The sequence below is a fragment of the Streptomyces flavovariabilis genome (genome assembly GCF_000725785.1).
In the GTDB taxonomy this organism is placed as follows: domain Bacteria; phylum Actinomycetota; class Actinomycetes; order Streptomycetales; family Streptomycetaceae; genus Streptomyces; species Streptomyces hawaiiensis.
The window spans coordinates 212,440-226,372 of the sequence record NZ_JNXD01000005.1 but is presented as its reverse complement, the minus strand read 5'-3'; the positions used below and the strand labels follow the sequence as shown (position 1 = coordinate 226,372).

Sequence of the window (13,933 nt, the reverse complement as noted above, 5' to 3'; positions counted from 1 at the left end):
GTCCCTCGCAGTCAGTGGTCCCCCGTAGGATGGACCTCATGGCCAAGACCAGTACGACGACCCAGGGGCTGCGGGCGGCGATCGAGCGCAGCGGCTACTACCCGGCCCTCGTGGCCGAGGCGGTGGAAGCCGCCGTGGGCGGCGAGCCCATGCGGTCGTTCCTGGTCCACCAGGAGACGACGTTCGACCAGAACGAGGTGCGGCGGCACGTGACGGTGCTCGTCCTCACGGACAACCGCTTCATCGTCAGCCACACCGACGAACAGGCCGCCGACAGCACCTCCCCGACGCCGTACGCCACGACGTCGACGGAGTCCGTGAAGATCGGCCGCATCTCGTCGATCGTGGTCAGCCGCGTGGTCGCCAACCCCGAGTCGTACAAGCCGGGAACCCTGCCCCGCGAGGTCGTCCTCACCATCGGCTGGGGCGCCGTCTCCCGCATCGACCTGGAGCCGGCCGCCTGCGGCGACCCCAACTGCGAGGCGGACCACGGCTACACCGGCAACTCGACGGCGGACGACCTCAGTCTGCGCGTCAGCGAGGCCGGGGACGGACCGGAGACCGTGCGCGAGGCGCTCGCGTTCGCGCAGGCCCTCTCCGAGGCGACCGCGGACACGACCCGCTGATGGCACAGCCCATGACGGCCTGGGACCACGACCCCGAACCGCTCACCATCGCCTCCGCGCCCGCCCCCGAGTACGGCAGCGGATCACTCGCCGACCTCCTGCCCACCCTGGCCGCAGGCCTCGGCGTACCGGACATGAGCGCCACGATCACCGAGCTGGCCCCCGCCGACCGGAACTGCGTGTTCCTGATCGATGGCCTCGGCTGGGAGCAGCTGCGGGCGCACCCCGAGGACGCCCCGTTCATGACGTCCCTGCTCGCCACCTCCCGCGGTGGCACCGGGCGTCCGCTCACCGCCGGCTACCCGGCGACCACGGCCACCTCCCTCGCCTCCGTCGGCACCGGCCTGCCGCCCGGCGCGCACGGCCTGCCCGGCTACACCGTCCGCAACCCGGACACCGGCGAGCTGATGAACCAGCTGCGCTGGCAGCCGTGGACCCCGCCCGGCCCCTGGCAGCCGTACCCCACGGTCTTCCAGCTGGCACATGCGGCCGGGGTGCACGCCGCGCAGGTGTCGTCCCCGACCTTCGAGAACACCCCGCTGACGAGGGTCGCGCTCAGTGGCGGAACGTTCCTGGGGCGGCTGACCGGCGAGGACCGTATGGACCTGGCGGCCGAGCAACTGGCCGCGGGCGACCGCTCCCTGGTGTACACCTACTTCGCCGAGGTCGACGGCGCCGGCCACCGCTTCGGCGTCGACTCCGACGCCTGGCGCGGCCAGCTCATGTACGCCGACCGCCTGGTCCAGCGCCTGGCCGAGCAGCTGCCGCCGCGCAGCGCGCTCTACGTCACCGCCGACCACGGCATGATCGACGTGCCGTTCGACGAGCAGCACCGCATCGACTTCGACGAGGACTGGGAGCTGAGCGCCGGTGTGGCCCTCCTCGGCGGCGAGGGCCGCGCCCGCCATGTCTACGCGGTGCCCGGCGCGGCGAACGATGTCCTGACCTGCTGGCGCGAGGTGCTCGGCGAGCAGTTCTGGGTGGCCTCACGCGACGAGGCCATCGCGGCGGGCTGGTTCGGCCCGCGGATCGACGAGCGGGTGTACGGCAGGATCGGTGACGTGGTCGCGGCCGCGCGGGACGACGTCCTGCTCATCGCCTCCGAGCGGGAGCCCAAGGAGTCGGCGATGGTCGGCAACCACGGTTCGATGACCCCCGCCGAGCAGCTGGTCCCCCTGCTCGAAGTACGCTCCTGAAACAGCCCCACCCCGACCTTCCACGCCGAAAGGTGCTCAACTCCACATGCCCGAGCTGGTGTTCTTCTGCGGAACGATGGACTGCGGGAAGTCGACGCTGGCTCTCCAGATCGAGCACAACCGCTCGGCGCGCGGCCTGCAGGGCATGATCTTCTCGCGCGACGACCGGGCCGGCGAGGGCAAGCTGTCCTCGCGCCTGGGCCTGGTCACCGACGCGGTGGAGGTCGGCGACGGGCAGGACCTCTACGGCTACCTCGTCGACCACCTCTCGCAGGGCGGCCGCGCGGACTACGTGATCGCCGACGAGGCGCAGTTCCTCGCACCGGAGCAGATCGACCAGCTCGCGCGCGTGGTCGACGACCTGAGCCTCGACGTCTACGCCTTCGGCATCACGACCGACTTCCGCTCCAAGCTGTTCCCCGGCTCGCAGCGGCTGGTGGAACTGGCCGACCGGGTCGAGGTGCTCCAGGTCGAGGCCCTGTGCTGGTGCGGAGCCCGCGCCACGCACAACGCCCGCACGATAGGCGGGGTGATGGTCGTCGAGGGCGCCCAAGTGGTCGTCGGCGACGTCACCCACGCTCCCGACGAGGTGGGGTACGAGGTCCTGTGCCGCCGTCACCACCGTCGCCGGATGACCGCGGCGACGGCCCGCGCGGCGGCCCTGTCCCCGGACGTGCTGCCGATGACGTCCGCCTGACCTGCGGCCGGCGCTCCGGCTGTCAGCTCGGCCGTTGCAGCAGCGCGAACCGCGCCCCCTCCGGGTCCGCCACCCTCGCCACCCGTCCATGGGCGGTGTCGTGCACCGGCTCGAGGACGTGCCCGCCCAGGCGGACGAGGTGGTCCAGGGCGTCGTCGACGTCGGCGACCTGGAAGTACGTGACCCAGTGCGGTCCCCGGTCGCGGGGCAGGGCGCGCCCCAGGCCGTGGATGCCGGCGACGGGTTCGCCGCCGAGGCGCAGGGTCACGTAGTCGAGGTCGGCGGAGACCACCGGCTCCTCCTCGTAGCCGAACACCGTCCGGTAGAACTTGGCGACGCTCGCCGACTCGAAGGTCAGCAGCTCGTTCCAGGCAGGTGTGCCGGGAACGCCCGAGACGGCGGTGCCGCGGTGTGCGGCCGCCTGCCAGATACCGAAGACCGCGCCCGAGAGGTCGGAGCCGATGGCCAGACGGCCGGCGTCGGCGGCGTCCAGCGGTCCCACGCCGATCGTGCCGCCGCGACTGCGCACCGTCTCGGCCGTCAGATCCACGTCCTCCGACGCGAAGTAGGGAGTCCACGCGATGGGCAGATGGCGGTCCGGTGGCAGCCGGCCGACACCGGCCACCTCGCGCCCGTCGAGCAGTGCGCGCACATACGGACCGAGTTGCTGGGGGCCGGGCTGGAACTCCCAGCCGAACAGTGCTCCGTAGAACTCCTCGGTGGTGTCCAGGCCGTGCACCATCAGGCTCACCCAGCAGGGCGCGCCGGGCACGTGCCGAGCGGGTGTGTCACCGTTCGGGCCGGCGGACTCCCGTGCGTCGGTCATCGTCACTCTCTTCTCGGCCTCGCGGTGGCCGTGCTCTCCGCAGCCTGGTGGGGCGGCCCTGCAGGGCGTCCCTTGCCCGGGAGAATGCCCGATGTGCGGGCCCCCGTCCCTCGCGGCACGCGTGTCGGCACGTGTCGTTCAGCTGTACAGCATGTGCTTGTTCCCGTACGCGGCGTGATCGATCCGCTCCGGCCGAGCAGAGTAGCCGGACACGGACGGCTCGGCCACCCCCGTGCGCGAGGATGGGGACCATGAACGCCATCATCTCCGCATCCGACCTCGCGAGGGACCTCGCGGGTGCCCGCCCGCCGGTCCTGCTCGACGTCCGCTGGCAGCTCACCGCGGCCAGGGCGGCCGGCGAACCGCCGTTCGACGGCCGGGCCGAGTACGAGACAGGGCACCTCCCCGGGGCCGTATACGTCGACCTGGACCAGGAGTTGGCCTCCGCGCCGGGCGAGGGCGGCCGGCATCCGCTGCCCGACCTCGCGCACTTCGGTGCCGTGATGCGCCGGGCGGGCGTGTCGGCCGGAACGCCGGTGGTCGTCTACGACGGCGGCCAGGGGTGGGCGGCGGCCCGGGCCTGGTGGCTGCTGCGCTGGACGGGTCACCCGGACGTGCGGGTCCTCGACGGCGGGTTGCCGTCCTGGGAGGGGCCGTTGGAGAAGTCCGTGCCGGCTCCGGCGGAGGGCGACTTCGTGCCCGAGCCGGGGGTGACGGGGTTGCTCGACGCGGATGCGGCCGCGGCTCTGGCCCGGTCGGGTGTGTTGCTGGACGCGCGGGCGGGGGAGCGGTACCGGGGCGAGGTGGAGCCGATCGACCCGGTGGCCGGGCACATTCCGGGCGCGGTGTCGGCGCCCACCATGGAGAACGTGGGGGCCGACGGGTGCTTCCTTCCCGCCGGGGAACTGCGGGCGAGGTTCGAGGGACTTGGCGTGAGGCAGGGGGCACGGGTCGGCGTGTACTGCGGGTCGGGGGTCTCCGCCGCCCACGAGGTCCTGGCGCTGGCGGCCGCGGGGATCCCGGCCGAGTTGTATGTGGGGTCGTGGTCGGAGTGGTCCTCCGACCCGGGCCGGCCGGTCGCCGTCGGTCCGGACCCGCAGTGACCTGACACGAAGACAGGGCCGCGCGCCGTGGGGGCGCGGCCCTGTCTTCGTGAGCCGGCTCGGTTACTCCTGCTTCTTGCGCCGCGTCCCGAACACGATCTCGTCCCAGCTCGGGACGGCCGCTCTGCGGCCCGGGCGTACGCCGTCCGCCTCGGCCTGGCGGTCGGTGGCACCGATGAGCCGGTCACGGTGGCTGCCCACGGATCGCGGCATGAGGACGTCCGCGTAGGCGGAACCGGCCGAGGCCGCGGGAGCCGGAGGCTCCTCCTCCTCCACCTCGGCGACGACGGGCTCCTCCTCGGGTTCCGCCGGGGGGAGTTCCGGAACCACCAGGTCGCCGCGGAAGCTCGGCACCGCCTCGAGCAGGCTGGTCAGCGAGTCGCGCTCGCCCGTGGTCTCCTCGGCCGGTTCGGACGCCTGCGCGGGCAGGCTGGGCCGCTCGCGCTCGGGGCGGTCCAGCGGTCTGTCACGCGGCAGCCGGGCGATCCGGGGGACGAACGGGAAGCTGGGCTCGGGCGCGGCCAGGTCGTCGGACTCGCCGATCAGGGAGCGGGCCTCGTCGTCGACTGCCTGGACGAGCCGCCGGGGCGGGTCGTACGTCCAGCTCGCCGAGTGCGGCTCACTTGCGACGCGGTAGACGAGCAGGACCTCCCACGTGCCGTCGTCGCGCCGCCATGAGTCCCACTGGACGGTGTCCTTGTCGGCGCCGCGCACCAGCAGCCGCTCCTGCACCGCCTCGCCCAGCGGCGGCCCGGAATTCTCGCCGGGGCGGCGGACCGGGGTCTTGCGGGCCCGCTCGGCCATGAAGGCGCGCTCGGCGAGCACGGGACCCTCGAAGCGGCGCACCCGGTCGACGGGGATCCCGGCCATCTGCGCGACCTCTTCCGCGGTCGCGCCTGCACGTATACGCGCCTGGATGTCGCGGGGGCGGAGGTGGCTTTCGACCTCGATCTCGATCTGGCCGAGACGGGGACGGTCGCCGCGCACGGCAGCGCGCAGGCGTTCGTCGATCGGAAGCGTGTACTCCGTAGAATCGGCAGCCTTCAGCACCAGCCGTGTGCCGTCATTCGAGACGGCCACGACACGCAGTTCGGGCATGGGGACCTCCCGGGTGGTGCCTGCCGACGTCACGTGCGTCGCTGCTTCCGCTAGTCGAGTGTGGCCTGCCCGGGTGCAGCCTGCCACAACCTTGCCGAGTTGCCCGGCGTGTCGGGCGCGGGCCCGGGATCGCCGTTATGGCACGGTTACCTATTCGCAACGCTAAGTGACGAACGCTGTCACCCTGTGCAACTAGCCCCCTCCCGGCGGTCCTTAAAGGCCCTGTACACCCTGACGGGAGACCGGACCCAGGGCTCGCAACAGTACTCCATTTGGGCCACGTGCGTGGATTGGCGCGCCGTCCAACTTCTGACGGGGGGTGGGACTTGGCCGCCCCCTGCCCCCGTTCCGCGATCTTGAACGTGGGGAACTTCACGTAATCACCAGAATCGGAACTACGAGTTCGGTCGCACGTCCCCTTCCGGTGCCTCCAGCGCGTCGCCTACGCCCCCAGAACCCTCCGCAAGTAGTCGTTCTGGAACCGCCGGTCAGGGTCGAGACGATCCCGCAGCGCCGTGAACTCACCGAAGCGCGGATACACCCGGGAGAAGTACTCGGCGTCCCGCGTGTGGACTTTGCCCCAGTGCGGACGGCCCTCGTGAGCGGTGAAGATACGCTCGGCCGCCGTGAAGTACCGCTGGTAGGGAGTGCCCTGGAACATGTGGACGGCGATGTACGCGCTGTCCCGGCCGGAGGCGGTGGACAGCGTGATGTCGTCGGCGGGGGCGGTGCGCACCTCGACGGGGAAGCTGACCCTGAGGCCGGAGCGGTCGACCATCGCCTTCAGCTCGCGCAGCGCGTCGACGACGGCCGCGCGCGGAACGGCGTACTCCATCTCCACGAAGCGCACCCGGCGCGGGGACGTGAAGACCTTGTAGGGGATGTCCGTGTAGGTCCGTGCGGACAGGGCCTTGCTGGAGATCTGGGCGATCGCGGGGATCGTGGCGGGCGCCGCGCGGCCGACCCAGTTGGCCACCTGGAAGACGCCGTTCGAGAGGAACTCGTCCTCGAACCAGCTCTTGAGCTGCGGCACGGGCTGCTCAGGCCCCGCACTGCGGTTGTTGCGTTTGGTGTTGGTGCTGCCGGTGTGCGGGAACCAGTAGAACTCGAAGTGCTCGTTCTCGGCCCAGAGTTCCTCGAAGTCGGAGAGGACCTTGTCGAACGGCATCGGCTCCTCGCGGGCCGTGAGCAGGAAGACCGGCTCGACGGCGAAGGTGATCGCGGTGACGACGCCCAGGGCGCCGAGGCCGACGCGTGCGGCGGCGAAGACGTCCGGGTTCTCCTTCTCGGAGCACGTGAGCAAGGAACCGTCGCCGGTGACCAGCTCCAGGCCCTTGATCTGGGCGGCGATCGAGCCGGAGTCGCGTCCTGTGCCGTGCGTGCCGGTGCTGGTGGCCCCGGAGACCGTCTGCTCCATGATGTCGCCCATGTTCGTGAGCGACAGACCCTCGCGCGCGAGGGCCATGTTGAGCCTCTTGAGCGGGGTGCCGGCCTCCACCGTGACCGTCATGTTCTCGCGATCGATGTCGCGTATGCCGGTCAACAGTTGAGGGCGGATCAACACACCGTCCGTCGCGGCTATGGACGTGAAGGAGTGCCCGGCGCCAACGGCCTTCACCTTCAGCCCGTCCTCGGCGGCCCGCCGCACGGCGGCGGCCAGCTCGTCGACGGAGGCCGGGGTGACCTCACGCGCGGGACGCGCGGAGACGTTGCGGCCCCAGTTACGCCACGTGCCGTTCTTTCCGTTCGCTGTGCTGCTCAACGGAGCCTCCCCGACCCGGTGCCGGCCGCTTGAGCCGGCGGAACCCGAGGAAACCCACCGCGACCGCGACGGCCCCGGCCACCGCCGGAACCCCGTACCCGGCACGCGCCCCGGCCGCGTCGATCACCCAGCCGGCCGTGGAGGAGCCGAGTGCGACTCCCGCCGTGAGCCCGGTGCTCACCCAGGTCATGCCTTCGGTGAGCTGCGCGCGTGGTACGTGCTCTTCGATGAGGGACATCGTCGTGATCATGGTGGGAGCGATGGACAGACCCGCAACGAACAGCGCCACGGCCAGAAACGGCAAGTTTCCGACCAGTAGGAGGGGGATCATACTCACGGCCATGGCACACACGCCCAGCAGCCACCTGCGTTCCGGCGCCCCGGCGAAGTGCAGCAGCCCGAAGATCATGCCCGCCGCACAGGAACCCGCCGCGTACACCGCGAGGACGATGCTCGCGGCGGCCTTGTGTCCCTCCTCGTCGGCGAAGGCCACGGTGACCACGTCGATGGCCCCGAAGATCGCCCCGGTGGCGACGAAGGTGGCAACAAGGACCTGGAGCCCCGGTGCGCTCATCGCGCTGCCGCCGCCCTTCCGTTCGCGTGGGTGCGGCTCGGGTTCGGTGGCGCGCTGCGCGGTCAGCCAGAAGACGCCGACCGCGAGGAAACAGGCGGCGAGCAGCGGACCGGCCTCCGGGAACCAGGCCGTGGACAGGCCGATGGAGATGATCGGCCCGAAGATGAAGCACACCTCGTCCACCACGGACTCGAAGGAGTACGCGGTGTGCAGCTGCGGCGTCCCCCGGTACAGGGCCGCCCAGCGGGCCCGGATCATCGTGCCGACGCTCGGGACGCAGCCGATGCCCACACACGCCACGAACAGCACCCAGTCGGGCCACCCGTAGTGCGCCGCACACAGCAGGGCGGCCGCCGCGGTCAGCGAGATCAGCGTCGCCGGGCGCAGCACGCGTCGCTGCCCGTACTGGTCGACCAGCCGCGAGACCTGCGGTCCGGCGGCCGCGGCGGACAGCGCGATGACGGCCGACAGGGCGCCGGCCAGGCCGTACCTCCCGGTGAGCTGGGAGATCATCGTGACCACGCCGATGCCCATCATGGAGACGGGGATGCGACCGAGGAAGCCCGCAGTGGAGAAACCCTTGGAGCCGGGGGCTGCGAACAGGGCGCGATAGGGGCTGGGCAACGGGGTCTCCGAAGGAATCGGTAAGCAGTGAACGCAGACGACACAGCTTACGCCTGGAGGCCCGGCCGCATCCGTTCGGCCCAGTCCCGGATCCGCCTGCCGCGCGGGTGTCACCCCGCCGTTTCCCGGCTGTCCGTGCCGGGTGGCAGGATCGACTCATGCCAGACGCGCGCGATGTCAGCCCCTACGACGCCCTGCTCCTGCTCTCCTTCGGCGGCCCGGAAGGCCCGGACGACGTGGTCCCGTTCCTGGAGAACGTGACGCGTGGGCGCGGCATCCCCAAGGAACGCCTGAAGGAAGTCGGGCAGCACTACTTCCTGTTCGGCGGGGTCAGCCCGATCAACGACCAGAACCGCGCCCTGCTGGACGCCCTGCGCAAGGACTTCGCCGACCACGGCCTGGACCTGCCGGTCTACTGGGGCAACCGCAACTGGGCGCCGTACCTGACGGACACGCTGCGCGAGATGGTCCGCGACGGCCGCCGCCGCATCCTGGTCCTCGCCACCAGCGCCTACGCCTCGTACTCGGGCTGTCGCCAGTACCGCGAGAACCTCGCCGACGCGCTGGCGGCCCTGGAGGCGGAAGGCCTGGAGCTGCCGAAGGTCGACAAGCTGCGGCACTACTTCAACCACCCGGGCTTCCTGGAGCCCATGATCGACGGGGTGCTGCGGTCTCTCGCCGAGCTTCCCGAGGACGTCCGGGACGGGGCGCACCTCGCCTTCTCGACGCACTCGATCCCGACGGCCGCCGCCGACACCTCCGGCCCCGTCGAGGAGCACGGCGACGGCGGCGCGTACGTGAAACAGCACCTGGACGTGGCGCAGCAGATCGCCGACGCCGTCCGGGAGCGCACGGGCGTGGACCACCCCTGGCAGCTCGTCTACCAGTCCCGCTCCGGTGCCCCGCACATCCCGTGGCTGGAGCCGGACATCTGCGACCACCTCGACGAGAGGCACGCGGCCGGCGTCCCGGCCGTCGTCGTCGCCCCCATCGGCTTCGTCTCCGACCACATGGAGGTCCTGTACGACCTCGACACGGAGGCCAGGGCCAGGGCCGAGGAGCTCGGGCTGCCGATGCGGCGCTCGGCCACCGTCGGCGCCGATCCGAGGTTCGCCGCCGCGATCCGCGAGCTCGTCACGGAGCGCGCGGCCGCCGAGCGCGGGCAGGACGTCACGCGGTGCGCCCTGGGCGCCCTCGGGGCGAGCCACGACCTCTGCCCGGTCGGCTGCTGCCCGGCCCGCGCCCCCCGGCCCGCCGCCGCGGGCGCCGACAGCACCTACGCGTGAGGAAACCCGTGACCGACTCCCTGCACACGGACCTGCTCGAACTCGCCCAGGAGGCCGCCCGCCGCGCCGGCGCGCTGCTGCGGGACGGACGCCCGGCCGACCTCGCGGTCGCCGCCACCAAGTCCAGCCCCATCGACGTCGTCACCGAGATGGACATCGCGGCGGAGAAGCTGATCACGGACCTGATCGCCGAGCGCCGCCCGGACGACGGCGTCCTCGGTGAGGAGGGCGCCGCCACGGAGGGCACCAGCGGTGTCCGCTGGGTGATCGACCCGCTCGACGGCACGGTGAACTACCTGTACGGGCTGCCCACCTGGGCCGTCTCCATCGCCGCCGAACAGGACGGCGAGACCGTCGCCGGAGTCGTCACGGTCCCGATGCGCGGCGAGACGTTCCACGCCGTGCGCGGCCGTGGCGCCTGGGCCACCGGCGCCTGGGACGGCGAGCGGAGGCTGGCCTGCCGCCCCGCGCCGCCCCTGGACCAGGCCCTGGTCTCCACGGGCTTCAACTACGTCGCCGACGTCCGGGCCCACCAGGCCGATGTGGCGCAGCGGCTGATCCCGCTGCTGCGCGACATCCGGCGCGGCGGCTCGGCCGCGGTCGACCTGTGCGACGTGGCCGCCGGACGCCTCGACGGCTACTACGAGCGCGGCCTGCACCCCTGGGACCTCGCGGCGGGGGACCTGATCGCCCGGGAGGCGGGCGCGCTGACCGGTGGACGCCCCGGAGAGCGCCCGTCGGGCGCTCTGGCAGTGGCGGGTACTCCCGGTGTCTTCGAGCCCCTCCAGCGCCTCCTGGAGGACTTCGGGGCCTGGCACGACTGATCGACACGGGGCCCGTCCGGTGACGACCGCGGAGTGCTGAACACCGGGTGACCCCCCTGCGACCACGAGACGGGCCCCGGCGCTGGATTCGCCGGGGCCCGTCTCGTACAGCCTGATCAGACGCTCGTCGTCGCGCCGACCTCCACACCGTGCTCGGCGGCGAGACGGCGCAGGTCGTCGAGCTCGCCCTGCTCCACGTCGACAAGGAAGTCGTCGCCCTCGTCGCGAGCCCGGGACAGATCGGACTCGGTCGCCCTTATGCGCTGCAGAAGTCCTGCGGTGAATGCGTCCATGCTGCGCCCCCTCGTCCTGGGTCGTGGGTCGATGGCACGGGGGTGTGCCGTTCGGAAGGGACGATCACGCCGCATGTGGATGCCCAGCGCCGCTCGGCCGGGCGGCGACGGTGCCGGACACCCACGCCCGCCCTGCGCAAAAGCGGATTGATGCGCACCGCATGGTGGTGCGGCGCCAGGAGAGCGTGATCGTGGGATGTAAAGCCGTCCTCCCCAAGCTCCCTTCCGTGGAAACCTAACCGGAGGAGAAAATCTCGTATTCCTCCTCGGGCCACCGCCCTCCCACCCGCCTTACCTCCGACTTATGGCCGAAAAGGGCAGGATGGAGGGCAACACCCAGGCACCGTCGAAGACCCCTGCCCGCGTGCGCCCGCTTGACGGGCTACGCGGGTGGACATGAGGAAGGACCAGGAACGTGCGCGTACTCGTCGTCGAGGACGAGCAACTGCTCGCCGATGCGGTGGCCACCGGACTGCGCCGGGAGGCCATGGCCGTCGACGTCGTGTACGACGGTGCGGCCGCCCTGGAGCGCATCGGCGTCAACGACTACGACGTGGTCGTCCTCGACCGCGACCTCCCGCTCGTGCACGGCGACGACGTCTGCCGCAAGATCGTCGAACTGGGCATGCCCACGCGCGTGCTGATGCTGACGGCCTCCGGCGACGTCAGTGACCGGGTCGAGGGACTGGAGATCGGTGCCGACGACTACCTGCCCAAGCCGTTCGCGTTCAGTGAGCTCATCGCGCGGGTGCGCGCCCTCGGCCGGCGCACCAGCGTGCCCCTGCCGCCTGTCCTGGAGCGCGCCGGGATCAAGCTCGACCCCAACCGCCGCGAGGTCTTCCGCGACGGCCAGGAGGTGCAGCTCGCTCCCAAGGAGTTCGCGGTTCTGGAGGTGCTCATGCGCAGCGAGGGCGCCGTCGTCTCCGCGGAGCAGCTCCTGGAGAAGGCCTGGGACGAGAACACCGATCCGTTCACGAACGTCGTGCGCGTGACGGTCATGACGCTGCGCCGCAAGCTGGGCGAGCCGCCCGTCATCGTCACCGTCCCCGGCTCCGGCTACCGGATCTGATACCCCGTGGCAGCGACTCCCGCGCCCCCGCAGGCGCCCCCCAAGCCCACCTGGGACCCCAGAAGGCCCGTGCCGCCCTTCCCGTGGCTGCGCCCGACCATCCGCATAAGGCTCACGCTGCTCTACGGCGGCATGTTCCTGATCGCCGGCATCCTGCTGCTGTCGATCATCTACCTGCTGGCCGCCGAGGCCCTGAACGTGGGCAGCGAGCTGCCGTTCAAGATCGTCGAGGGCAAGGTCACCAGCGAAATCTGCAATCTGCCCAGCCAGGCCTCGCCCAGCGAGTTCAACGAGGCCATGAACGCCTGCGTCAACGAGCAGCGCCGGAACGCCCTGGACAATCTGCTCAGCCGCTCGCTCCTGGCCCTGCTGGGCCTGGCGGTCATCGCTTTCGCCTTCGGCTACGCCATGGCCGGCCGGGTCCTCTCGCCGCTGGGCCGGATCACCCGCACCGCCCGCGCGGTGGCGGGCTCCGACCTGTCCCGCCGGATCGAGCTGGACGGCCCCGACGACGAGCTGAAGGAGCTGGCGGACACCTTCGACGACATGCTGGAGCGGCTCCAGCGCGCCTTCACCGCCCAGCAGCGCTTCGTCGGCAACGCCTCGCACGAGCTGAGAACACCACTGGCGATCAACCGCACGCTCCTCGAGGTGCACCTGTCCGACCCGCAGGCGCCGATGGAACTCCAGCAGCTCGGCAAGACGCTGCTGGCCACCAACGAGCGCAGCGAGCAGCTCGTGGAGGGCCTGCTGCTGCTCGCCCGCAGCGACAACCAGATCGTCGAGCGGGGGCCGGTGGATCTCGCCGAGGTCGCCTCGCAGGCCATCGACCAGGTGCACGCCGAGGCCGAGGGCAGGGGCGTGACCATCCGCGGCGAGCGGAAGTCCGCGGTCGTCCAGGGCAACGGCGTGCTGCTGGAGCGGATCGCGCTCAACCTGGTGCAGAACGCCGTGCGCTACAACGTGGCGGAGGGCGGCTGGGTCGAGGTCACCACCGAGGTCCAGCACGGCCAGGCGGTCCTCGTCGTCTCCAACACGGGCCCGGTCGTGCCGGCGTACGAGATCGACAACCTCTTCGAGCCGTTCCGGCGGCTGCGCACGGAGCGGACCGGCAGCGACAAGGGCGTCGGGCTCGGGCTGTCCATCGTCCGGTCCGTGGCCCGGGCGCACGGCGGGCACATCTACGCCCAGCCTCGTGAGGGGGGTGGACTCGTCATGCGAGTCGCGCTGCCGATCTGAGATCATGTCGCCGATCAACTCGGTGGCACACGGGGATGTTCGCTTTGCGCGGAATTTCTGAGGCTTCACCGTGCGTGCACCGTGTGTGATCGATCACAGGGACGCCTTTCCGGCCATCTACTCTCCGTGATCATGTCCTTTGTCGGAAAGCCGGGAAAATCCCGGTTTTCGGGGGTCTTGATCACGGGAAGTACACGGTGAGACGCCTTTGGCGTGCGGCATTCGGACCGTGTACGGTCCCCATCGCCATCCAAGCCGATCACTCATGAGGGGTCCGGTTGGGTGTCGATTGAGTAACAGACCTTGATGTGAGGCAAAATCTCCGCCTCAGGTCGGGCACAAGTCCGGCCTCTCACGCGTTACGTGCGCTGGAGACACCGCAGACACCCAGAGGGGGAGAGCGACCATGGCAACCGATTACGACACTCCACGCAAGACCGACGACGACGTCGACTCGGACAGTCTCGAAGAGCTGAAGGCTCGGAGGAACGACAAGTCGGCCTCCGCCGTGGACGTCGACGAGTTCGAGGCCGCAGAGGGCCTCGAGCTGCCCGGAGCCGATCTCTCGAACGAGGAACTGGCAGTCCGGGTGCTCCCGAAGCAGCAGGACGAGTTCACGTGCATGAGCTGCTTCCTGGTGCACCACCGCAGCCAGCTGGCCCGGGAGAAGAACGGTCAGCCGATCTGCCGCGACTGCGACTGAGGGCGGGTCGGCC

14 protein-coding genes are annotated in these 13,933 nt (G+C 71.1%); 9 read left to right on the top strand and 5 right to left on the bottom strand.

Annotation, left to right across the window (positions count from 1 at the left end):
• Nucleotides 1-29 precede the first annotated feature (29 nt).
• The 3 genes from IO24_RS0111745 to IO24_RS0111735 are packed head-to-tail and all read left to right on the top strand — an operon-like array spanning nucleotide 30 to nucleotide 2,519.
• On the top strand, nucleotides 30-626 hold the full coding sequence (locus IO24_RS0111745) for a DUF5998 family protein (RefSeq protein WP_031134750.1): 597 nt from the start codon (nucleotides 30-32) through the stop codon (nucleotides 624-626).
• Nucleotides 626-1,822, top strand: a complete 1,197-nt coding sequence (locus IO24_RS0111740; protein WP_031134748.1) for an alkaline phosphatase family protein — start codon at nucleotides 626-628, stop codon at nucleotides 1,820-1,822. The genes IO24_RS0111745 and IO24_RS0111740 overlap by 1 nt, the downstream gene beginning before the upstream one ends.
• Before the next feature lie 46 nt (nucleotides 1,823-1,868).
• Nucleotides 1,869-2,519, top strand: a complete 651-nt coding sequence (locus IO24_RS0111735) for a thymidine kinase (protein ID WP_031134746.1) — start codon at nucleotides 1,869-1,871, stop codon at nucleotides 2,517-2,519.
• Nucleotides 2,520-2,541: 22 nt separating this feature from the next.
• On the opposite strand, the gene IO24_RS0111730 is transcribed toward IO24_RS0111735, so the two are convergent.
• Complete coding sequence (locus IO24_RS0111730; protein WP_031134744.1) at nucleotides 2,542-3,345, bottom strand: VOC family protein; 804 nt, start codon at nucleotides 3,343-3,345, stop codon at nucleotides 2,542-2,544.
• A 251-nt stretch (nucleotides 3,346-3,596) separates the two neighbouring features.
• On the opposite strand from IO24_RS0111730, the gene IO24_RS0111720 reads away from it, so the two are divergent.
• Complete coding sequence (locus tag IO24_RS0111720) at nucleotides 3,597-4,448, top strand: sulfurtransferase (RefSeq protein WP_031134742.1); 852 nt, start codon at nucleotides 3,597-3,599, stop codon at nucleotides 4,446-4,448.
• Nucleotides 4,449-4,511: 63 nt separating this feature from the next.
• Here IO24_RS0111720 and sepH read toward each other — a convergent pair whose 3' ends face one another.
• The 3 genes from sepH to IO24_RS0111705 form a co-directional block, all read right to left on the bottom strand.
• The gene (gene sepH / locus IO24_RS0111715) at nucleotides 4,512-5,546 is read right to left on the bottom strand and encodes a septation protein SepH (protein ID WP_031134740.1); all 1,035 of its coding nucleotides are present in this window, start codon (nucleotides 5,544-5,546) and stop codon (nucleotides 4,512-4,514) included.
• Nucleotides 5,547-5,988: 442 nt separating this feature from the next.
• Nucleotides 5,989-7,308 (bottom strand): D-arabinono-1,4-lactone oxidase, encoded by a 1,320-nt coding sequence (locus tag IO24_RS0111710; RefSeq protein ID WP_031134739.1) that lies wholly within the window; start codon nucleotides 7,306-7,308, stop codon nucleotides 5,989-5,991.
• Nucleotides 7,268-8,506: an MFS transporter gene (locus IO24_RS0111705; protein WP_031134737.1), complete on the bottom strand. Its 1,239-nt coding sequence runs from the start codon at nucleotides 8,504-8,506 to the stop codon at nucleotides 7,268-7,270. The genes IO24_RS0111710 and IO24_RS0111705 overlap by 41 nt, the downstream gene beginning before the upstream one ends.
• A 158-nt stretch (nucleotides 8,507-8,664) precedes the next feature.
• Between IO24_RS0111705 and IO24_RS0111700 the strand changes: the two genes are divergently transcribed.
• Both IO24_RS0111700 and IO24_RS0111695 read left to right on the top strand, forming a co-directional pair.
• Complete coding sequence (locus IO24_RS0111700) at nucleotides 8,665-9,792, top strand: ferrochelatase (protein WP_031134735.1); 1,128 nt, start codon at nucleotides 8,665-8,667, stop codon at nucleotides 9,790-9,792.
• Nucleotides 9,793-9,800: 8 nt separating this feature from the next.
• Complete coding sequence (locus IO24_RS0111695; protein WP_031134733.1) at nucleotides 9,801-10,616, top strand: inositol monophosphatase family protein; 816 nt, start codon at nucleotides 9,801-9,803, stop codon at nucleotides 10,614-10,616.
• Nucleotides 10,617-10,732: 116 nt separating this feature from the next.
• Here the strand turns inward: IO24_RS0111695 and IO24_RS45605 are convergent, their stop codons facing one another.
• Nucleotides 10,733-10,909: a hypothetical protein gene (locus IO24_RS45605; protein WP_167551603.1), complete on the bottom strand. Its 177-nt coding sequence runs from the start codon at nucleotides 10,907-10,909 to the stop codon at nucleotides 10,733-10,735.
• Between the two features lie 415 nt (nucleotides 10,910-11,324).
• Here IO24_RS45605 and IO24_RS0111685 point away from each other — a divergent pair, with 415 nt between their 5' ends.
• The 3 genes from IO24_RS0111685 (at nucleotide 11,325) to IO24_RS0111675 (ending at nucleotide 13,920) form a co-directional block, all read left to right on the top strand.
• Nucleotides 11,325-11,978 carry a response regulator transcription factor gene (locus IO24_RS0111685; RefSeq protein WP_031134731.1) on the top strand — a complete coding sequence of 218 codons (654 nt, stop codon included), beginning with the start codon at nucleotides 11,325-11,327 and terminating at the stop codon, nucleotides 11,976-11,978.
• A gap of 6 nt (nucleotides 11,979-11,984) precedes the next feature.
• A complete protein-coding gene (locus IO24_RS0111680) occupies nucleotides 11,985-13,217 on the top strand; it encodes a sensor histidine kinase (protein WP_031134729.1) in 1,233 nt (410 codons plus the stop codon).
• Between the two features lie 406 nt (nucleotides 13,218-13,623).
• Entirely contained in the window at nucleotides 13,624-13,920 is a 297-nt protein-coding gene (locus tag IO24_RS0111675; RefSeq protein ID WP_003993510.1) for a DUF4193 domain-containing protein, read from the top strand.
• Nucleotides 13,921-13,933 lie beyond the last annotated feature (13 nt).